Annotated in this window: 19 protein-coding genes; 5 read left to right on the top strand and 14 right to left on the bottom strand. The window is 67.6% G+C overall.

Annotated elements, in window-relative coordinates; all coding sequences use genetic code 11:
* Positions 1–30: 30 nt before the first annotated feature.
* The 4 genes from APZ15_RS03405 to argB form a co-directional block, all read right to left on the bottom strand.
* Positions 31–2922, bottom strand: coding sequence for an autotransporter family protein (locus APZ15_RS03405; protein ID WP_226816281.1), 2892 nt, complete (start codon positions 2920–2922; stop codon positions 31–33).
* 290 nt (positions 2923–3212) lie between these two features.
* On the bottom strand, positions 3213–3884 hold the full coding sequence (gene slmA / locus APZ15_RS03400) for a nucleoid occlusion factor SlmA (protein ID WP_027788867.1): 672 nt from the start codon (positions 3882–3884) through the stop codon (positions 3213–3215).
* Complete coding sequence (locus APZ15_RS03395) at positions 3851–4642, bottom strand: pyrimidine 5'-nucleotidase (RefSeq protein WP_027788868.1); 792 nt, start codon at positions 4640–4642, stop codon at positions 3851–3853. The genes slmA and APZ15_RS03395 overlap by 34 nt, the downstream gene beginning before the upstream one ends.
* Positions 4639–5538 (bottom strand): acetylglutamate kinase, encoded by a 900-nt coding sequence (gene argB, locus APZ15_RS03390; protein ID WP_006490510.1) that lies wholly within the window; start codon positions 5536–5538, stop codon positions 4639–4641. The genes APZ15_RS03395 and argB overlap by 4 nt, the downstream gene beginning before the upstream one ends.
* Before the next feature lie 294 nt (positions 5539–5832).
* Between argB and APZ15_RS03385 the strand changes: the two genes are divergently transcribed.
* The 3 genes from APZ15_RS03385 to APZ15_RS03375 all read left to right on the top strand — a co-directional run bounded on the left by APZ15_RS03385 (position 5833) and on the right by APZ15_RS03375 (position 8126).
* The gene (locus APZ15_RS03385) at positions 5833–6060 is read left to right on the top strand and encodes a cysteine-rich CWC family protein (RefSeq protein ID WP_027788869.1); all 228 of its coding nucleotides are present in this window, start codon (positions 5833–5835) and stop codon (positions 6058–6060) included.
* 91 nt (positions 6061–6151) lie between these two features.
* The gene (locus tag APZ15_RS03380; RefSeq protein WP_027788870.1) at positions 6152–7570 is read left to right on the top strand and encodes an ATP-binding protein; all 1419 of its coding nucleotides are present in this window, start codon (positions 6152–6154) and stop codon (positions 7568–7570) included.
* 13 nt (positions 7571–7583) lie between these two features.
* Positions 7584–8126 (top strand): response regulator transcription factor, encoded by a 543-nt coding sequence (locus APZ15_RS03375; protein WP_021156278.1) that lies wholly within the window; start codon positions 7584–7586, stop codon positions 8124–8126.
* Between the two features lie 22 nt (positions 8127–8148).
* Here APZ15_RS03375 and APZ15_RS03370 read toward each other — a convergent pair whose 3' ends face one another.
* From APZ15_RS03370 to dapF, 9 genes are all read right to left on the bottom strand, one after another.
* The gene (locus tag APZ15_RS03370) at positions 8149–8478 is read right to left on the bottom strand and encodes a hypothetical protein (protein ID WP_226153339.1); all 330 of its coding nucleotides are present in this window, start codon (positions 8476–8478) and stop codon (positions 8149–8151) included.
* Between the two features lie 211 nt (positions 8479–8689).
* Positions 8690–10033, bottom strand: coding sequence for an ATP-dependent protease ATPase subunit HslU (gene hslU / locus APZ15_RS03365; protein WP_027788872.1), 1344 nt, complete (start codon positions 10031–10033; stop codon positions 8690–8692).
* A gap of 10 nt (positions 10034–10043) precedes the next feature.
* Positions 10044–10580 carry an ATP-dependent protease subunit HslV gene (gene hslV / locus APZ15_RS03360; protein WP_021156275.1) on the bottom strand — a complete coding sequence of 179 codons (537 nt, stop codon included), beginning with the start codon at positions 10578–10580 and terminating at the stop codon, positions 10044–10046.
* A 242-nt stretch (positions 10581–10822) separates the two neighbouring features.
* Positions 10823–11239, bottom strand: coding sequence for an RNA polymerase-binding protein DksA (dksA, locus tag APZ15_RS03355; RefSeq protein WP_006477498.1), 417 nt, complete (start codon positions 11237–11239; stop codon positions 10823–10825).
* 496 nt (positions 11240–11735) lie between these two features.
* Positions 11736–12815, bottom strand: coding sequence for a CobW family GTP-binding protein (locus tag APZ15_RS03350; protein WP_021156274.1), 1080 nt, complete (start codon positions 12813–12815; stop codon positions 11736–11738).
* Positions 12816–13016: 201 nt separating this feature from the next.
* Entirely contained in the window at positions 13017–14231 is a 1215-nt protein-coding gene (locus tag APZ15_RS03345; protein ID WP_027788873.1) for a class I SAM-dependent rRNA methyltransferase, read from the bottom strand.
* 76 nt (positions 14232–14307) lie between these two features.
* Complete coding sequence (gene xerC, locus APZ15_RS03340) at positions 14308–15228, bottom strand: tyrosine recombinase XerC (RefSeq protein WP_027788874.1); 921 nt, start codon at positions 15226–15228, stop codon at positions 14308–14310.
* 14 nt (positions 15229–15242) lie between these two features.
* Positions 15243–15971 (bottom strand): DUF484 family protein, encoded by a 729-nt coding sequence (locus APZ15_RS03335; protein WP_027788875.1) that lies wholly within the window; start codon positions 15969–15971, stop codon positions 15243–15245.
* 37 nt (positions 15972–16008) lie between these two features.
* On the bottom strand, positions 16009–16878 hold the full coding sequence (gene dapF, locus APZ15_RS03330) for a diaminopimelate epimerase (RefSeq protein WP_027788876.1): 870 nt from the start codon (positions 16876–16878) through the stop codon (positions 16009–16011).
* 236 nt (positions 16879–17114) lie between these two features.
* On the opposite strand from dapF, the gene APZ15_RS03325 reads away from it, so the two are divergent.
* On the top strand, positions 17115–17417 hold the full coding sequence (locus tag APZ15_RS03325; RefSeq protein WP_027788877.1) for a HigA family addiction module antitoxin: 303 nt from the start codon (positions 17115–17117) through the stop codon (positions 17415–17417).
* A 30-nt stretch (positions 17418–17447) separates the two neighbouring features.
* Here the strand turns inward: APZ15_RS03325 and lpxL are convergent, their stop codons facing one another.
* On the bottom strand, positions 17448–18332 hold the full coding sequence (lpxL, locus tag APZ15_RS03320) for a lauroyl acyltransferase LpxL (RefSeq protein WP_027788878.1): 885 nt from the start codon (positions 18330–18332) through the stop codon (positions 17448–17450).
* A 265-nt stretch (positions 18333–18597) separates the two neighbouring features.
* On the opposite strand from lpxL, the gene metK reads away from it, so the two are divergent.
* Complete coding sequence (gene metK, locus APZ15_RS03315; protein ID WP_011353531.1) at positions 18598–19785, top strand: methionine adenosyltransferase; 1188 nt, start codon at positions 18598–18600, stop codon at positions 19783–19785.
* Positions 19786–19852 lie beyond the last annotated feature (67 nt).

Raw genomic sequence — 19852 nt, 5'->3', positions numbered from 1 at the left:
CATGGAGCAGGAGGCGCCGGCCGTGCGACGTCACCAGCGGTACTTCGCCGCCAACTCGCCCTTGACGACCGCATAGTCGGACAGGTTCGCCTCCAGCCCTAAGCCGGCCGATATCACGAAGCGCTTCGACAATTGCCCCGTCGCGCCGACCCGGAACGCCGCGCGATCCCGCGGCACGCTGAACGAGAACGCGTTGCGGTCGAGCGTCAGCGACCGCGATCCGGGGCCGTGCCACCAGTTCGCCTCGATGAACGGCCGCAGCTCGCGCCCGGACGGCATCGCGGTTACGCCGTGCACGCGCACGCCGAGACGGGTCAGCACGTCGGTCGAGCCTTGCCCGTCGAGGCGGCCGCCCGGTGCATCGTGCGCCGCCGCGCGATAGTCCGACACGACGAGTTGCGCCTCGGGTTCAACGAAGAACCGCGTATCGCCGCGCTCGTAGAAGCGGATCGAATAGCCGGTTTCGACCGATCCCGTCACGGTGCGCGAGCGGTACGAGTCGCCGGCGAGGCTGCCGCCGACGCTGTTCGCGTACGCACCGTACATGAACCACGCATCGACGTAGGGCCCGGACAGGATGTCGCGATTGCCGTACCAGGTGCCGTACAGCCCGACGTTGTAACCCGCGACGCTGCCGCGCGCGGTGGCATTCGCCATGCGCTGTTGGACCGCATTCCATAGCGGGCGGGTCGACCAGCTCGTCTGGCTGCCGTACATACCCATTGCGCCGACCCGGAAGCGGCCGCCGCGGCCGTCGTCGAAACGGAACAGGTCGGCGCCCGCGTGGATCAGGCGGCCGTTGCCCGACACGCTGCGGTTGCCGCCCGACATCGACGTGGACTGGCCTTCGGCGCGCAGCCAGACGGCGCCGTCGAGCGAAGGCGTCGCGCCGGGAGCCTCGCGCAGCGAACGGTCCTCGCGCTGATGCAGCGTATGGATCGCCATTGTCGCGGCCGCATCGGCGTTGGCCAGGTACGCATCGGGTTCGGGCGCGGCAGCGCGCGGCGGGGCCGGCGGGACGGTTTCCGGACTGACGGGCGGGTCGGGATCGGTGGGGTCGGGCGCGGGTGCCGGCGGCGCGGGTTTGGCGGCCGAGACGAGGTACCAGTTCTCCTCGTGGCCGCCGGTGCCGCCGCGCTTGAGCATGTAGTCGTAACCGCCCGCCGACAGCGTGCCGAAGCCGTTCCGGTAGCCGTCCGATGCGGCGTCGAGCGCGAATGCCGACGCGTCGGTCGTCCCGCCGTGACGTGTCTCGACGATCGGGATGCCGAGTGTCGTCTGCGCGCCGTTGCCGCCCGTGCGCTTCACGACGATTTCCGTGTTGCCCGACGCATGACCGCCGTCGATCACGAGCCGGTCGGTGGGCGACGCGTCGTCCTGCAGCATCGTATGGATGACGAGCCGGCCATTGCGGGCCGCGTAGTCGCCGTTGACGACGAGTGTGCGCGGCGCGGGCGGTGTGCCGGTGTCCGGCGCGGCGAATGCGATCGTCGAGTCGTTCAATGCGATGGAGCCGGTCGACGAATCGGCGGTGACGGTCCAGCGGCTGCCCGTGTCGAGCGACAGCGTGCGCACCGCGTCCGTTGCGCCGGTCCAGACGGACGCGCCGGACAGCGCGACATCGGTCACGGCGGATGTCGGGCTGCCGTCGTCGGTCGGCTGGTTCACGATGTCGCCCGTCGCTTGCGCGCCGGTGTCGAGCGTCAGGCGCACGGGCGCGCCTGATTGGGCACGGACCGACAGCAGCGTGCCGGTGCCGCTGGCGGCGCGGGTGCCGTTGTGCAGCGTGATGTCGGCGTCGGACGCGTCGATGGCCGCATGCCGTTCGCTGAAGAGCGAACCGCCGTCCGCCGTCAGCCTGCCGCCGTGGACGCTCGCGGCAGGCGCGGCGTCGCCGGTCGCGCGGGCGTCGGTGCGCAGCAGGTCGATGCTGCCGCCGGCGCTTGCATAGAGCGCTGCGGCCTCGTTGCCGCGCGTCTCGACGGTTGCGTCGGCGAGCGACACAACCGCCCCCGCGCCGGCGGACATCGCACCGCGGGCGCGCTCGCCGGTCGTGACGATGCCGCTGCGTGTCAGCGTGACCCGGCCGCCGAGCCGGGCCAGTACGCCGATCGAACGGGCGCCGGTGGTGGCCACCTGCGTATCGATCGCGTCGATGGTCGGTGTGGCGGTATATTCCTTCGACGCATACAGCCCGTGTGCGCTGCGGCCGTGCGTGACGACTTGTGTGCGCGCGAGTTCGACGCGCCCTTCGCGGGTGTCCACGCCGAGAGCGTAATCACCGCTGGTTTCGAGGTGGCTGTCGGCGAACGAGACAGCCGATGCACCGGGCAGGTACAGCGCCGACGCGTAGTCGCCGTCCGTCCGGATATCCGAGCGATTCAACGTCGCACGGACGCCCTCGTAGCTGATGGCCATGCCATAGGCAAACAGGCCGCTGGTGCGAATCAGCGTGTCGGCGATGTCGATGACGCCGCCTGGAACGTAGTTCACCGAAATGCCATACGCTTCCTTGCCGCGCGTGACGATGACGCTGTCGGCGATGCGGAGCCGGCCGCCGGCGCTGTCGACGGACGCGCCGTGCGCATAGTCGCCGTCGGTATCGATCGAGATGCGTTCTGCGGTCGCGCTGCCGCCGTACCGGAGGTCGATGCCGGCACTGGAGTCGCCACGGGTGCGGATTTCCGTATCGCTCAGCCTGACGCTCGAGCCGGTGCCTAGCGCAGTCGCGCCCGCCGCGAGATTGGCGGTGGTGAACACGCGCGTCTTGCCGGTCGTCACCAGCGTGCCGCCATTGACGGCGGAAAGCACGGCCTCGCCCAATCGCGTCGTCGAATATTCGCCCGGCGCGATTTCAAGCACGACACCGTCCGCGTGTTGCGGCTCGCCGTTGGTCACTTGCGCGGCCGACGGCCATGGCACTGCCGCCCCCGCAAGCAATGCCGAATGGGCGAAGCGTCGGGCTACCCTCATCCGGGAATGTCGAAATCTGCGATTCACCATCTCACCTGAATTTGTCTGTAACGCGACAAATTTAACTCGTGAGGCAGCGGCATGATATTGGACAAGTTCGAATTGGCGTGGCGTATTTGCCGCCTGCAGAGGGAGGCGGCAAGGTGCGAATCGACACCGCCCCTTGACGGGACGACCGCACCATCCGTCGTCGAATGCGCGCAACCGGCAGGCGTTGCCGGATGCGAGTCGACGGTGTGCTACTGCAGAATCAGCCGCAGATGCGCGTCGGCTTGCTCGCCGGGCGGCTTCTGGAACCCGCCTTTCGCGAAGCGGTGCCACCTGCCGATCACGTAGCTGACGAGCAGGCTCGCCCGCGCGGCCGGATCATAGTCGGCCGGCAGTGCGAACGGCGCCGCGCCGTCCGGCGGCGCATTCGCCTCGGTGCGCGCGACCCGCAGGCACTGCTTGACCGTCGCCTCGATGCGATCGAGCAACTGGTTCACGCGCTCGGTGAGCCGTTCGTCCTCGCCGACCAGCGCCTCACCCGTCAGCACGCGCGTCATCCCCGGGTTCTTTGCGGCGAAATTGAGCATCGTCAGTGCGATCGTGCGGGCCTGCAGCACGCCGTTCGGCTCCTTCGCGACGATCTGGTTGACGAGGCCGAACAGCGACTGCTCGATGAACTCGATCAGCCCTTCGTACATCTTCGCCTTGCTCGGGAAATGGCGGTACAGCGCCGCTTCCGACACGTCGAGCCGGGCCGCGAGCGCGGCCGTCGTGATCTTCTCGCGCTTCGGCGCCTCGAGCATCGTCGCGAGCGTCTGCAGGATGTGCACGCGGCGCTCGCCCGGCTTCGGGCGCGTACGGGTGCGGGCGGGTGATGCCTGATCGTCCGTTACGGCTTGGTCCTGCGGGTGAGTCGGCTGCATTTCTGTCGCCCCGATCGAGTGCCCAGTCGAAGCGATTTTAACGAACGAATCCGCTGGTCGACATAGTGCGGGCGGCCGGTACCCGGCAGGTGGCCGGGAAGATGGCCGGTAATCCAGACTGTGCCGATGCCGAGACGCTTGTAGCGCTTCAGGTGGCCGCGCGTGTCCTCGACGAGGATCGCGTCGGACAGGCGCGCATGCACGGCGCGCAGCGTTCGGCGCAGCATCATGTGGTCAGGCTTCGCGCGCCACGTGCGGCGGTCGCGCATGTGCTCGATCGCGATCACGCGTTCGAACAGCCGCTCGATGCGCAACTCGCGCAGCACCGCGCGCGCATAGTTCTCCGGCGCGTTGGTCAGCACGAACTTGCGGCCCGGCAGCGCGGCGATGATGTGCGCGAGGCCGCGCTCGGCGCGCACCATAGCGGGGAGATCGGAAAACGTGTGAACCGCGCGCAGGAAGTCGTGCGGATCGATCGGGTGATGGCGCGTGAGACCGAGGAGCGCGGCGCCGTAGCGCTGCGTGTAGCCGGTGCGCAAGCGGTCGGCTTCGGCGCGCTCGACGTTGAGCGCATCGATGATGTATTGCGTCATCGCACGGTTGATCTCGGGAAAGATCGCGTGCGATGCGTGGTGCAGCGTGTTGTCGAGATCGAACAGCCAGACGGGCGCGCCGGCACGCGGCCGGCTGCGCGAGATGCGCCGGCGCCGCAGCGACGCCGGCAGGTCGGGGCTGGAGGGTTTGCGGCGCGCGCTCAATGCGAGCGGATCATCGTGCCGAACGGCTGCTCGGTCAGGATTTCCAGCAGCACCGAATGCTCGATCCGGCCGTCGACGATGTGCACCGACTTCACGCCGCTCTTCGCCGCGTCGAGCGCCGACGAGATCTTCGGCAGCATGCCGCCCGAGATCGTGCCGTCCTCGAACAGCGCGTCGATCTCGCGCGCGGACAGATCGGTCAGCAGGTTGCCGTCCTTGTCCATCACGCCGGGGATGTTGGTCATCATCAGCAGCTTCTCGGCGTTCAGCACCGTGGCGAGCTTGCCCGCGACCAGATCGGCATTGATGTTGTACGAGAGGCCGTCCTCGCCGAAGCCGATCGGCGAGATCACCGGGATGAACGCGTCGTCCTGCAGCGCCTTCACGACCGCCGGGTTGATCGCCTCGACTTCGCCGACCTGGCCGATGTCGATGTACTGGCCCGGGTTGTCGCGGTCCGGCATCAGCAGCTTGCGTGCGTGGATCAGGCCGCCGTCCTTGCCCGTCAGGCCCACCGCGTGGCCGCCGAAGTGGTTGATCAGCATCACGATGTCCTGCTGCACTTCGCCGCCCAGCACCCATTCGACGACTTCCATCGTCTCTTCGTCGGTGACGCGCATGCCCTGGATGAAGGTGCCGGCCTTGCCGATCTTCTTCAGCGCGTGATCGATCTGCGGACCGCCGCCGTGGACGATCACCGGGTTGATGCCGACCAGTTTCAGCAGGATCACGTCGCGCGCGAAGCCTTGCTTGAGCCGCTCTTCCGTCATCGCGTTGCCGCCGTATTTGATGACCACGGTTTTCCCGTGGTAACGGCGGATATACGGCAGCGCCTCGGCGAGGATTTCTGCTTTCAGCGTGGGGGCGATCTGCGAGAGGTCGATGGGCTCGGACATGGCGGCGGCTCTGGCTGGGAACGGTTGAAACACGGCGAATTGTACAGGAGTGGCGCAGCGCAGCATCGGGTTTTTGGGCTGGCCGGACGGCGGTCGGCGCGGGTCGGACACCCTGCGCGGCGGCCCGCCGGCTATGGCGCTGCGCGATGCGGGCGGCGGTGCGCGGGCAGCGGCGGCGGGTTGGTCCGCGTGCGTTCGCGACGAACTTCGGCCGGGCGGCCGGCATGCAAGATCCGTCCGCCGCGCTATGCTTGTCGCGTAGGGCGACTTCATGCCCGTTTCCGCGATTCCGTCATGACCGATTCCGCCGCCGCCGCCGATCGTTCCGCCCCGCGCCGCGTGCGCTGCCCGCACTGCGGGCGCGGCTTCGACTGCGGCGCGCGCACGCAACCGTTCGAATGCTGGTGCGCGTCGATGCCGGTGCTGCCCGGCGGCACACAGCCTGCGGCCGGCGCGCGCTGCCGGTGCCCCGAGTGCCTGGCCGACGAGATCGCGCAGCGCATGGCCGGCGCGGCCGGCTGACGGCGCTGGCCGGGCATGTGGTGCGCACCGTTCGCCCGCTCCGATCCGGCCCCGCTAGAGGCGCGGCCCGCTAAACGGGTAAACTGCCCGGATGCAACGAATCACCACCACCGGGCGCGTCAACCTCAGTCACCTGTTCTGGCTCCGCAATCTCGCGATCATCGGCCAGCTCGTGACGATCGGCGTCGTGCAGACCTATTTCGGCGTGCATCTGCCGTTGCCGGCGATGCTGATGGTCATCGCGCTCGAAATCGTTTTCAACGCGCTGACCTGGGTGCGCGTGCTGCGCGCGCGGCCCGAGACCAATTTCGAGCTGCTCGGCCAGCTGTGGGTCGACCTCGGCGCGCTGTCCGCGCTGCTGTTCCTGTCGGGCGGCACGACCAACCCGTTCGTGTCGCTGTACCTGCCTTCGCTCGCGATCGCGGCGGCCGTGCTGCCGTGGCACCTGATGATCTGGCTCGCGGCGTTCGCGGTCGCGTGCTACGCGGCGCTCGGCTTCGACTCGGTGCCGCTCAACATGGATAACCCGGCCAACCTGTTCGACTACTACCGTACCGGGATGTGGGCGAACTTCATGGTCAGCGTCGGGCTGATCGCGTGGTTCGTCGCGCGCATGTCGAACGCGCTGCGCCAGCGCGACGCGGCGCTCGGCGAAGCGCAGGCGCACCTGCTGCGCGACGAGCGGGCGGTCGCGCTCGGCGTGCAGGCCGCCACCGTCGCGCACGAGATGGGCACGCCGCTGTCGACGATCGCGATGCTTGCCGAGGAACTGCGCGACGCGGCGCGCGCCGATCCGGGGCTGGCCCGCTACGAAGCCGACCTGAAGGTGCTCGAGGAGCAGATGACGCTCTGCACGTCGGCGCTCGCGCGCCTGCGCAGCCGCGCGAGCGCACCCGCGAGCCGCCAGCCGGTGGACGACTGGCTCGACACGTTCGTCGAGCACTGGCGCCTGCGGCATCCGCACGTGCAGTTCGAACTGCTCGGTGCGCGCCCGGCGGGCGTCGCGCTCGACGACACGGTCGCGGCCGGCCAGATCCTGACGATCCTGCTCGACAACGCCGCGCGCGCGAGCCCGCAGCGCGTGACGCTGGCCGCGAAGGTCGCGCACGCCGGCGCGGCCGACGAGATCGAATTCGAGGTGTGCGACGACGGGCCCGGCATTCCGGCCGCGCTGCGCGAGTCGCTCGGCGCGATGCCGGTCGACAGCACGCAGGGCGGGCACGGGGTCGGCCTGTATCTCGCGTTCAGCGCGGCCGCGCGGCTCGGCGGCGAGATCGAACTGTCCGATGTCGTGCCGCGCGCGGCGGGCGGCAACGGGCGGGCCGGCGGGGCGGCGAATGGTCACGCCGCGACCGGCTCGGGACAGCGTGCGGGCCAGCGCGCGTCCGAACGGACAACCGGCACGCCGGACAGCCGCGCGGCCGGCACATCCGCCGCACGCGGCACGCGGGCCGTGCTGCGCCTGCCGGCGGTGCGCGTCGCGGCGCCGGCCGCCTCAACCAACACGTAGACGGAGAAACCACATGAGCGAGAACAATTTCCTGGTGATCGACGACAACGAGGTGTTCGCGGGCACGCTCGCGCGCGGCCTCGAGCGCCGCGGTTACGCGGTCCAGCAGGCGCACGACAAGGAGGCGGCGCTGCGGCTTGCCGCGGGCGGCAAGTTCCAGTTCATCACCGTCGACCTGCATCTCGGCGAGGATTCGGGCCTGAGCCTGATCGCGCCGCTGTGCGACCTGCAGCCCGATGCGCGAATCCTGGTGCTGACCGGCTACGCGAGCATCGCGACCGCCGTGCAGGCGGTGAAGGAAGGCGCCGACAACTATCTCGCGAAACCCGCGAACGTCGAGTCGATCCTGGCCGCGCTGCAGACCAACGCGACCGAAGTGCAGGCCGACGAAGCGCTCGAGAATCCGGTCGTGCTGTCGGTCGACCGGCTCGAATGGGAGCACATCCAGCGCGTGCTGGCCGAGAACAACAACAACATCTCGGCGACGGCGCGCGCGCTGAACATGCACCGCCGCACGCTGCAGCGCAAGCTCGCGAAGAAGCCGGTGCGGCAGTAAGCGGGTACTTGCGCCCGGCGCGTCAGCCGGGTGCGCCCGGGACTCGCGACAGGCAGGCGACGATCTCGCGTTTCAGCAGGAGCGTGAGCAGCGCCGAGTCGAAGACGTTGGCGAGCAGCGGCGCGCATCCGCCGACGACGATGGCGCTGGCCAGCGGCCACGGCGTTGCCGATACGCCACGCGCGACGAACTGGATGCCGATGCTGATCGCCACGCTGGCGAATGCGATGCCCGCCAGCGTGCCCAGCCACGCGAGTACAAACGCGACGTTGTAGCGCCGCAGCGAATCCCGCCTGATCCGGCGCAGGAGCGACAGGATGTCGGCGCGCGTGAGCGCGAGCAAGGCCGGCACGATTCGGCCGGCGACGGACGGGTAGATGGTCATTCGAAGGCGGTGACGAATGCGTCGGTACTTGGCCGGAGGAGTCCGGATTATAGGGACGCACCAGCACACTTGCCATCAGCCGCATTCCACGGGCAGGCACGGGCGCCGCATCGCCTGACCATGAAAAAACGGGCGACCCCGCAAGGGGCCGCCCGTTTTTCGTCGGACGCCGCGCGCGTTACAGCACGTAGCGCGACAGGTCTTCGTCCTGCGACACTTCGCCCAGCGCGCGGTCGACATACTTCGCGTCGATCGTCACGCGCTCGCCGGCATGGTTGCCGGCCGAGAACGACACTTCCTCGAGCAGTTTCTCGATCACCGTGTACAGCCGGCGCGCACCGATGTTCTCGGTCTTCTCGTTGACCGCATACGCGATCTCCGCGAGACGGCGGATGCCGTCCCGGGCAAATTCGAGCTGCACGTCCTCGGTCGCGAGCAGCGCCTGGTACTGCTTGACGAGGCTCGCGTCGGTCGCATCGAGGATCGCCTCGAAGTCTTCCACCGACAGCGAGTCGAGCTCGACGCGGATCGGGAAGCGGCCCTGCAGTTCGGGAATCAGGTCGCTCGGTTTCGCGAGGTGGAACGCGCCGCTCGCGATGAACAGGATGTGATCGGTCTTCACCATCCCGTACTTCGTGTTGACCGTCGTGCCCTCGACGAGCGGCAGCAGGTCGCGCTGCACGCCCTGGCGCGACACTTCGCCGCCGCTGCCTTCGTTGTTGCGCGACGTGATCTTGTCGATCTCGTCGAGGAACACGATGCCGTTCTGCTCGACGTTCTGCACGGCCTTCGTCTTCACTTCCTCGTCGTTCAGCATCTTCGCCGCTTCCTCGTCGGTCAGCAGCTTCAGCGCTTCCTTGATCTTCACCTTGCGACGCTGCTTCTTGCCGCTGCCGAGGTTCGAGAACATCGAGCGGATCTGCTCGGTCATCTCTTCCATCCCCGGCGGCGCCATGATGTCCATGCCGGCCGACGGCTGCTCGAGGTCGAGCTCGACTTCCTTGTCGTCGAGCTGGCCTTCGCGCAGGCGCTTGCGGAAGGTCTGGCGCGTCGCGTTGTTGTCGTCGTTCGCGTGGTCGGCATTGCCGCCGAAGCCCACCGCGCGCGGCTGCGGCAGCAGGATGTCGAGGATGCGGTCTTCCGCCTGGTCGGTGGCCTTGCTGCGCACCTTGCGCATCTCGGATTCGCGCGTCTGCTTGACCGAGATCTCGATCAGGTCGCGCACGATGCTGTCGACGTCGCGGCCGACGTAGCCGACCTCGGTGAACTTGGTCGCTTCGATCTTGATGAACGGCGCGTCGGCGAGCTTCGCGAGGCGGCGTGCGATTTCGGTCTTGCCGACGCCCGTCGGCCCGATCATCAGGATGTTCTTCGGCGTGATTTCCTGGCGCAGCGGGTCGGCGACCTGCTGGCGCCGCCAGCGGTTGCGCAGCGCGACCGCGACGGCCTTCTTCGCCTTGGCCTGGCCGATGATGTGCTTGTCGAGTTCCGAGACGATCTCGGCAGGGGTCATGGTGCTCATGGTGCGGTCCTTACTCGATCGTTTCGATGATGCGGTTGTGGTTCGTGTAGATGCACATGTCGCCGGCAATCTTCAGCGACTTCTCGACGATCTCGCGCGGGGACAGCTCGGTGTTCTCCGCGAGCGCGCGGGCCGCGGCCTGCGCATACGCACCGCCCGAACCGATCGCGCAGATGCCCTCTTCCGGGTCGAGCACGTCGCCGTTGCCGGTGATCACGAGCGTGGTGGTGGCATCGGCCGTGATCAGCATCGCCTCGAGGCGGCGCAGCATCCGGTCGGTGCGCCAGTCCTTCGCGAGCTCGACGGCCGCGCGGGTCAGGTTGCCCTGGTGCTTCTCGAGCTTCGCCTCGAAGCGGTCGAGCAGCGAGAACGCATCGGCGGTGCCGCCCGCGAATCCGACCAGCACCTGGTTGTTGTAGATCCGCCGCACTTTCCGCGCGCCACCCTTCATGACGATGTTGCCGAGGGTTACCTGGCCGTCGCCGCCGAGCGCGACCTTGTCGCCGCGCCGGACCGAAACGATGGTCGTGCCGTGAAATTGCTCCATCTGCGTTCCTTGAGAAAAACGGGGAAGAGTCGGGCGGCGCGAGGCGCCGCCGCGTAACTCGCAGTGCGCCGGGAAGCGGCCCGGCGCGCGTCCGTTTCATTTTAGGGCGGGCGCGGGGATATCAAGAGGCGGGAGGCAAATCGGAAAACCGGCCAACCGCGAGCCGGTGCCGGAAAAACAAAAAGCGCGCGGCAGGCCGCGCGCTTTCGGGAAGCAGCGTGTCTGAGCGGAACGCCGCTCGATCAGTCGCCGAACAGCTTCTGGCGCAACTCGCGGCGCTCCTGCGCCTCGAGCGACAGCGTGGCGGTCGGACGGGCGAGCAGCCGCGGAATGCCGATCGGCTCGCCGGTTTCCTCGCACCAGCCGTAATCGCCGGAATCGATGCGGGCGAGCGACTGCTGAACCTTCTTGAGGAGCTTGCGTTCGCGATCGCGCGTGCGCAGCTCGAGCGCGTGCTCTTCCTCGATCGTCGCGCGATCGGCGGGATCGGGGACGATCACCGTCTCGCGCAGGTTCTCGGTCGTCTGGCCTGCATTCTTGAGGATGTCCGCCTGCAACTGTTCGAGCCGATTTTTGAAGAAGGCGAGCTGATCCTCATTCATGTAATCCTTGTCGCTCATCTTCAGGATTTCGGCTTCGGTCAAGAGTTTCTTCGTCATCTGCTTGCTTCTTCAATGTGCGGCAAATCGAGAGATATTGCCTGCACTTTGGGATTACCCGCAACCGCGCTTGCAATCATTTGCGATTTGCCGCCGCGGGGCCGAAAGCCTCTGGAAAACCGGTTCTCAAATACCAGGATAGGCCTGGCGCGGAGTTGCGCGCGCTGCGAACCGGTGTGCTGCGCGGCACATCGCATCGGCCGCGGCCGGGAGGCGGATTGGCGATCCGGCGCGGTTGCGATGCCCGGAAAACTGGTTCAGCAAGAACCGGGCCTGTTTGTTGCCGTACTCCAGCGGGCACGTATTGTAACTGAATCGCAAGCGGGCGCCGTATCGGGTCGATCCCCGTCGGCTGCGCCAATATCTAGAAAATATAACGCGCAAATCGCGAAAAAGCGATGACGGCGAAACCCTGCCCGAAACGGGCGCCCCGCGGCCGCCGCAGCCGCCCGCGGGGCGGCCGCGCGGCGGCGTGTGCGGCGGTTGCCCGCGCGCGTCAGGCGAGACAGGCGTCGAGGCCGTCGGTGATCAGGTCCTGCGGCAGATCGACGCCGATGAACACCATCTTGTTCGTCTTCTTCTCGATCGGCAGCCACTTCGCGGCGAGGTCGCTGCCCATCATCTGATGCACGCCCTGGAACACGACCTTGCGGTCGACGCCCTTCATGTACAGCACGCCCTTGTAGCGCAGCATCCGCTCGCCGTAGATCTGCAGGATGCCGCCGAGGAAGTCTTCCAGCTTGTTCGGGTCGAACGGGCGGTCGTTGCGATACACGAACGACTTGATCTTGTCGTCGTGGTGCGCGTGGTGGTGATGGTGGTGGCCGTGGTCGTGATCGTGCGCGCATTGACCGTGATCGTGGTCGCAATTGGCGTGATCGTGATCATGGTCGTGATCGTGGTGATGATGCGCGTGATCGTCCTCGGCGAGGAAGTCGGGGTCGATCTCGAGCTTCGCGTTCAGGTTGAAGCCGCGCAGGTCGAAGATTTCCTTGATGTCGGCTTCGCCGAAGTTCACGACCTTGATCGCGGCCTTCGGGTTCATGTGCATCAGGCGGTGCTTCAGGCCGGCCACGGTCTGGTCGTCGACCAGGTCCGACTTCGTGATGAACAGCCGGTCGGCGAAGCCGACCTGGCGCTGCACGACTTCGTGCTCGTCGAGCTGCGCGTTCGCGTGCTTCGCGTCGACCAGCGTGATGACCGCGTCGAGCAGGAAGTCGTCGGCGATTTCGCTGTCGATGAAGAAGGTCTGCGCGACGGGGCCCGGGTTCGCAAGGCCGGTGGTTTCGATCACGATGCGGTCGAAGTCGAGCTTGCCTTCGCGCTTCTTCGCGGCCAGGTCGCCGAGCGCGCGTGCGAGGTCGCCGCGGATCGTGCAGCAGATGCAGCCGTTGCTCATCTGGATGATCTGCTCGTTCGAATCCTGCACGAGGATTTCGTTGTCGATGTTCTCTTCGCCGAACTCGTTCTCGATCACGGCGATCTTCATGCCGTGCTGTTCGTTCAGGATGCGCTTGAGCAGCGTCGTCTTGCCGCTGCCGAGGAAGCCGGTGAGGATGGTGACGGGAGTGGCCATGTCAATCGCCTGTGGTTCGTGAATCGGGGTCAAAACCAGGATGTGCGTTGCGCCCGCTCGCGCTGGCAGCCGGGGCGCACAACCATCCATTGAAACATACCTGTCAAGCCCCCGCCCGTCGTCCGAACGACAGGCGGGAATGCGAATCCGCCGGGCGCGAGGCCGCGGCCGGCGGAAGGTTACGCGCGTAGATCGGGGCGATCAGACGATTTGCAACAGCAGGCCCTTCAGATATTCGCCTTCCGGGAATGCCGCGAGCAGCGGGTGATCGACGCCCGCGCCGAGCCGCTTCAGGATGCGCGCGTCGACCTTCGCGTCGGCAGCCGCGCCCGCGACGATCTTCTGGAACAGGTCCATGTCGATCGCACCCGAACACGAGTACGTGAACAGCAGGCCGCCCGGACGCAGCAGCTTGAAGCCGCTCAGGTTGATGTCCTTGTACGCGCGCGCCGCGCGATCGACGCTGTCGCGGGTCGGCGCGAACTTCGGCGGATCGAGCACGATCAGGTCGAAACGCTCGCCTTCGTCGACGAGGCGGCGCAGCGTCTTGAACGCGTCGGCGTCGAGCCAGGTCGCGCGTTCGGCGTCGAAACCGTTGGCGACGACGTTCTGCTGCGCGAGCGCGAGCGCATCGCCCGACGAGTCGATCGACACGACACGCTTCGCGCCGCCCTTGAGCGCCGCGAGCGAGAAGCCGCCGGTGTAGCAGAAGCAGTTCAGCACGTCGCGATCAGCCGCGTACTGCGCAACCAGCGCGCGGTTGTCGCGCTGGTCGACGTAGAAGCCCGTCTTGTGGCCGTTCGGCACGTCGACGTGATAGCGCACGCCGTTTTCGTTCGAGATCAGCGTCGCGGGCGGCGCATCGCCGGCCAGCACGCCGGTCGTCTGCTCGAGCCCTTCCTTGTCGCGGATCGACACGTCCGAGCGCTCGTACACGTTCGGGCAGCCGGTCGCGCCGACGAGCGCCTTCACGATCGCGTCCTTCCATGCTTCGACGCCTGCGGCCATGAACTGGCAGACGAGCTGGCCGCGCGGCGCCGCGCCGGCTTCGGCAGTGTCCGCGACGTAATAGTCGACGATCAGCCCCGGCAGCCCGTCGGCTTCGCCGAACACGAGCCGCACCGCGCCCGTGCCCGACACCATCGTCGTGCGGTGCGCAACGGCGCGCTGCACGCGGCGCTTGAAGAACGCGTGGTCGATCGGCTCGTTCTCGTCGAAGCTCCACACGCGCACGCGGATCTGCGACTGCGGGCTGTACGCGCCGCGCGCGAGGAAGCGGCCGTCGTGCGCGCGCACGATCACGGTCGCGCCGGGCGCGGGCTTGCCGTCGACGCGGTCGATCGCATTGGCGTAGATCCACGGATGGCGGCGCAGCAGCGATTTGTCCTTGGATGGCTTGAGGGTGACGGTTTGCATGATGAGATCGAAATGGGCCGTGCGCGAAGCCGACCGTGGCCGGTCGCCGCGCGCGGCGGGTAACACGGGACGCGCGTCAGTCGCGCTTCTTCGCGCGCGGATGCGCGCTGTCGTAAATCTTCGCGAGATGCTGGAAGTCGAGCGACGTATAGACCTGCGTCGCGGACACGCTCGCGTGGCCGAGCAGTTCCTGCACCGCGCGCAGGTCGCCGCTCGACTGCAGCACGTGCGTCGCGAACGAGTGGCGCAGCACGTGCGGATGGACATTGGCGGGGATGCCCGCGGCGAGCGCCGCGCGCTTCACGCGCTCGCGCACGACGCCCGGCGACATCCGGTTGCCGCGCACGGACACGAACAGCGGATGCGGATCGTGCTTCACGAATTCGCCGCGCACCGCGAGCCATGCGTTCAGCGCATCGATTGCCTTGCGGCCGACCGGCACCTTGCGCTCCTTGTTGCCCTTGCCGCGCACGGTGACTTCGGCTTCGGCGAGATCGAGCCAGCCGGCCGAGCGGTAGCCGTCGGCCTGCGTGTACATGACGTCGAGCCCGATCAGCTCCGCGAGGCGCAGCCCCGACGAGTAGAACAGCTCGAGGATCGCGTGATCGCGGATGCTTTCGGTCGTGCCGGCGAGCGGTGCGTCCATCAGGGCCGATGCGTCGTCGACCGACAGCGCCTTCGGCAAGGTCTTCGGGCGTTTCGGCGCGCGCACCGCGGCGACCGGGTTCGCGGGCATGTCGATGCGCTGCGCGAGCCAGCGGTAGAACGCGCGCCACGCGGACAGCCGGTGCGCGATCGACCGTGCGGACAGCCCGCCCGCATGCGCGCGCGCGACCGCGCCGCGCATGTCGGCGGCCGTCAGCACTTCGAGCGGCCGGCCGGCCGCAAGCTTCTTCAGTTCGTCGAGTTCGTGCGTGTAGGCGCGCAGCGTGTGCTCCGACAGCTGCCTGACGTGCTTCAGGTTCGACAGGTAGGCGGCGACCGGATCGTCTGTCATCGCGTGCGGCAGGCTCAGTGCGGCAGCAGGCGCGTGAGCGCGGCGCTCGCGAGCGTTGCGATCTGCGCGAGGAAGTCGGTGGCCATCCCGTCGTGGAAGCGGCGCGGGTCGGGCGAACCCAGTACGAGCAGGCCGAACGCGGGCGCATCGGTGCCGGCAAGCGGCGCGCGCAGCGCGAGCAGCGCGACCGATGCGGCCGAGCCGTCGCCGGCCGGCGGCGCGGCGTCCGCGCCTTCCGCCGCATTCGCGGCCGGGGCGGCGACCGCGGGCGCGAGCCACTGCGCGGCCTCGAAGCCCGTGTTCGCACCGCAGTACGGCGTCGACAGGCCGTTCGTGAACAGGCGCACTTCCTCGCCGACCTGGCGCGCGAAGTCGGCCTGCGAATAGGTGTCGGCGACGTCCCACACGCGCAGTGCCGTCTGCGGCACGTCGAATACGTCGGCGATGCCGTCGGCGATCGTGCGCGGCAGCGCGTACGGATCGCGTTCCGCGATCACGCGGGCGGTCCAGCGGCTGAACTTCGCGGACAGGCTGTCGTTCTCGTGGCCGTAGCGCACGAGTTCGGCGAGCCGGCGCTCGAGATGCTTGTTCTTGTCGCGCAACATCTCCATCTGCCGCTCCTGCAGCGAGATCGCGGCCTTGCCGTGCGGGTTCGCAAGGCGGATCGTCGCGAGCAGTTCGGCGTGCTGCGCGAAGAATTCGGGATTGGCGAGCAGGTAGTCGGCGACTTCGCGATCGTTCATGTGGCTGGAGCGTTCAGTTATCAAGGACGTTGCAGGGTCAGGCAGGCAGGTCGATCTCGCCTTCGAACACGGTCGTGGCGGGCCCGGCCATCATCAGCGCGGCAGCTTCGTCGCGTGCGCCGTCCCAGCTGATCGTCAGCGTGCCGCCGTGCGTGTGCACGGTCACGGGCGAATCGAGCAGGCCGCGCCGGATGCCGGCCGCGACCGCCGCGCACGCGCCGGTGCCGCACGCGAGCGTCTCGCCCGCCGCGCGTTCGTACACGCGCAGCCGCACTTCGCTGCGCGACACGATCTGCATGAAGCCGGCGTTCACGCGCTCCGGGAAGCGCGCGTGGTGCTCGATCAGCGGGCCTTCCTCGAGCACCGGATACGCTTCGGCGTCGTCGACGATCTGCACCGCGTGCGGGTTGCCCATCGACACCGTCGAGATCCAGCGCGTCGCGCCGCCGACGTCGAGCGGCCACAACGTGTCGCGGCCCTCGGTGCGGCCGTCGAGGCCTGCCGCATCGAACGGCACCTGCGCCGGCGCGAACACGGGCGCACCCATGTCGACGACGACTTCGCCGTTGTCCTGCATCGTCAACGTGATCAGACCCTTCATGACCTGCACGCGCACGCTGCGCTTGTCGGTCAGGCCGCGGTCGCTGACGAACTTCACGAAGCAGCGCGCGCCGTTGCCGCAGTGTTCGACCTCGCCGCCGTCGCAATTGAAGATCCGGTACTTGAAATCGACGCCGTCGACGGTCGGTTTTTCGACGAGCAGCAACTGATCGGCGCCGATGCCGAAGTGGCGGTTGGCGAGCGCGCGCACCTGCGCTTCGGTGAGCGGCGGCAATGCGCGCGAATAGCCGTCGAGCACGACGAAGTCGTTGCCCGCGCCGTGCATCTTGGTGAACGAGAGTTTCACTGGGTCCGGATTTCCATGGCGAACAAGGCGGTCAGCGCGGCTCGCGCGACGCCGCGCCATGCCGGGCGGCCTCGTTCGTCGTGCTGATCTCAACCGCAAATGATACATGCAGCCGACAGGGGCGTCCTGCGCGGGCGTTCCGGGCGTTTTCGTACTCGTTCAATTGATGAGGCCACCCGGAGATTCGTATTGTTTCGCCATACGCCCTGTCAACCTCCAGCGAGCTCATTCAAGCCATGAACCGCATCATCAATCCGCCCCATTCGGGCGAAACGCTGCGCGACGACGTGCTGCCGGCGCTTGGCCTGACCGTCACCGAGGCCGCGTCGCAGCTGGGCGTGACGCGTGCCGCACTGTCGCGAATCCTGCACGGCCATGCCGGCATCTCGCCGGAAATGGCGCTGCGCCTCGAAGCGTGGCTCGGCGAGGAAAACGGGGGGCGGGCCGATCCGTGGCTCGCGCAGCAGTCGGCCCACGATCTGTGGCGGGCGCGCGCGAAGGGCGCGCCGAAGGTGGCGAGGGCGCAGGCGCGTACATGACGGCCCGCCTGCGAACGTCTTCCGGCAGGGTTAGTACAGGCTCGGCTCGCCGGCCGGGCGCGTCTTGAAGCGCTTGTGGACCCAATAGTATTGCTCGGGCATCAGCGGGATCTGTTCCTCGAGGAATTCGTTCATCCGCCGCGCGTCGAGATCGTCGTCGCCCGTCGGGTACTGATCCCACGGCTTGAATACCTTCAGGCGATAACCCTTGTAGTTCGGCAGCACTTCGCCGATGAACGGCACGACCTGCGCGCGGCCCGTCTTCGCGAGCCGGCCGACCGCCGTCAGCGTGCACGCGGGCACGCCGAAAAACGGGACGAACGTCGAATTGCGCAGCCCGTAATCCATGTCGGCGCCGAGCATCACCGGCTTGCGGTCGCGCAGCCAGCGCAGCACGACGCGCGCGCTGTCCGCGCGGCCGACCATCTCGGCGTCGAAACGCCCGCGCGCCTTCTTCGCCTCTTCCTCGAGCACGGCGTTCGAGAACGGCTGGTAGAGCGACCCGCAGCGGCGGTGGAGCGAACGGTTCAGCCAGATCGAGCCGGCTTCGATGCCGACGAAGTGCAGGCCGAGGAACAGCGTCGGCGGCAGGTCCGGATCGTCGAGGTCGACCGCGCTGTCGACCTGGATCAGCTTCGCGAGCTTTTTCTCCGAGCCGAACCACTGCACGCTGCGCTCGACGTAGCTGCGGATCGCATGGCGGAAATGCTGGCCTGCCACTTCCTCGCGGCGTGCATCGCTCCAATCCGGGAAGCAGAGTTTCAGATTGGTGTGTACGATGCGTTTTCGCCGGCTGGGGATCTTGTAGAGCAGCCAGCCGAGACCATCGCCGAACCGTGCGGTCAGGCCGTACGGCAACAGGGCGAGCAGTTTCAGCAAGCCAATGGCGAGGTGCGTGCCTAGACGACCTAGCATGCGAAACCTCCGTGGAACCGGCTGGCCGGCGCGTTGCGAACAGGTAGGTGAGACAGCGGAAGATGCAGCACGGGCGGCGCTCTGTGACAATTCAGGAAAGCCGCTATAATACGGGCTTCGCCGAGTTAACTGACAACTTGCGGGGCGAAGCCGGTTGGCGTCATACGCGCTGCCCGGTCCTGGTAATCCGCTAAAGCGTCGCCGCTTCAGGCCCAACGAAGCTGGCTACGTGAAACCAACCGTAACCACACAGGAGCCTGAAAAAGTGGCAAACGATTATCTCTTCACGTCCGAATCCGTCTCCGAAGGCCATCCGGACAAGGTCGCGGACCAAATCTCGGACGCGATCCTCGACGCCATCCTCGAGCAAGACAAGTATTCCCGCGTCGCGGCGGAAACGCTGTGCAACACGGGTCTCGTCGTCCTGGCCGGTGAAATCACCACGACGGCCAACATCGACTACATCCAGATCGCGCGCGACACGATCAAGCGCATCGGCTACGACAACACCGACTACGGCATCGACTACAAGGGTTGCGCGGTGCTCGTCGCGTACGACAAGCAGTCGCCGGACATCGCCCAGGGCGTCGATCGTGCACACGACGACAACCTCGATCAGGGTGCGGGCGACCAGGGCCTGATGTTCGGTTACGCGTGCGATGAAACGCCGGAACTGATGCCGCTGCCGATCTACCTGTCGCACCGTCTCGTCGAGCGCCAGGCCAGCCTGCGCCGCGACGGCCGCCTGCAATGGCTGCGCCCGGACGCGAAGTCGCAGGTCACCGTCCGCTACGTCGACGGCAAGCCGCATTCGATCGACACCGTCGTGCTGTCGACGCAGCACGCACCGGACATCGAGCTGCCCGCGCTGCGCGAAGCCGTGATCGAGGAAATCATCAAGCCGACGCTGCCGGCCGACCTGATCAAGGGCGACATCAAGTTCCTGGTGAACCCGACCGGCCGGTTCGTGATCGGCGGCCCGCAGGGCGATTGCGGCCTGACCGGCCGCAAGATCATCGTCGACACGTACGGCGGTGCCGCACCGCACGGCGGCGGCGCGTTCTCGGGCAAGGATCCGTCGAAGGTCGACCGTTCGGCTGCGTACGCAGGCCGCTACGTCGCGAAGAACATCGTCGCCGCCGGCCTCGCGTCGCGCGCGCTGATCCAGGTGTCGTACGCGATCGGCGTCGCCGAGCCGACCTCGGTGATGGTCAACACGTTCGGCACGGGCCGCGTGTCGGATGCGGTGATCACGAAGCTCGTGCGCGAGCATTTCGACCTGCGTCCGAAGGGCATCATCAAGATGCTCGACCTGCTGCGCCCGATCTACGAGAAGACGGCTGCTTACGGCCACTTCGGCCGCGAAGAGCCGGAATTCTCGTGGGAAGCGACCGACAAGGCGCTCGCACTGGCCGAAGCGGCCGGCGTCGAGCCGACGGCACGCGTCGCGTAAGCGTCGTTCGCCTGAAATGAAAAAACCCCGGCTAGCCGGGGTTTTTTTATGGGCTCCGATCGTCGGG

Origin of the sequence: Burkholderia cepacia ATCC 25416, assembly GCF_001411495.1 — a bacterium.
In the GTDB taxonomy this organism is placed as follows: Bacteria; Pseudomonadota; Gammaproteobacteria; order Burkholderiales; family Burkholderiaceae; genus Burkholderia; species Burkholderia cepacia.
This window is presented reverse-complemented; position numbering and strand designations above follow the sequence as displayed.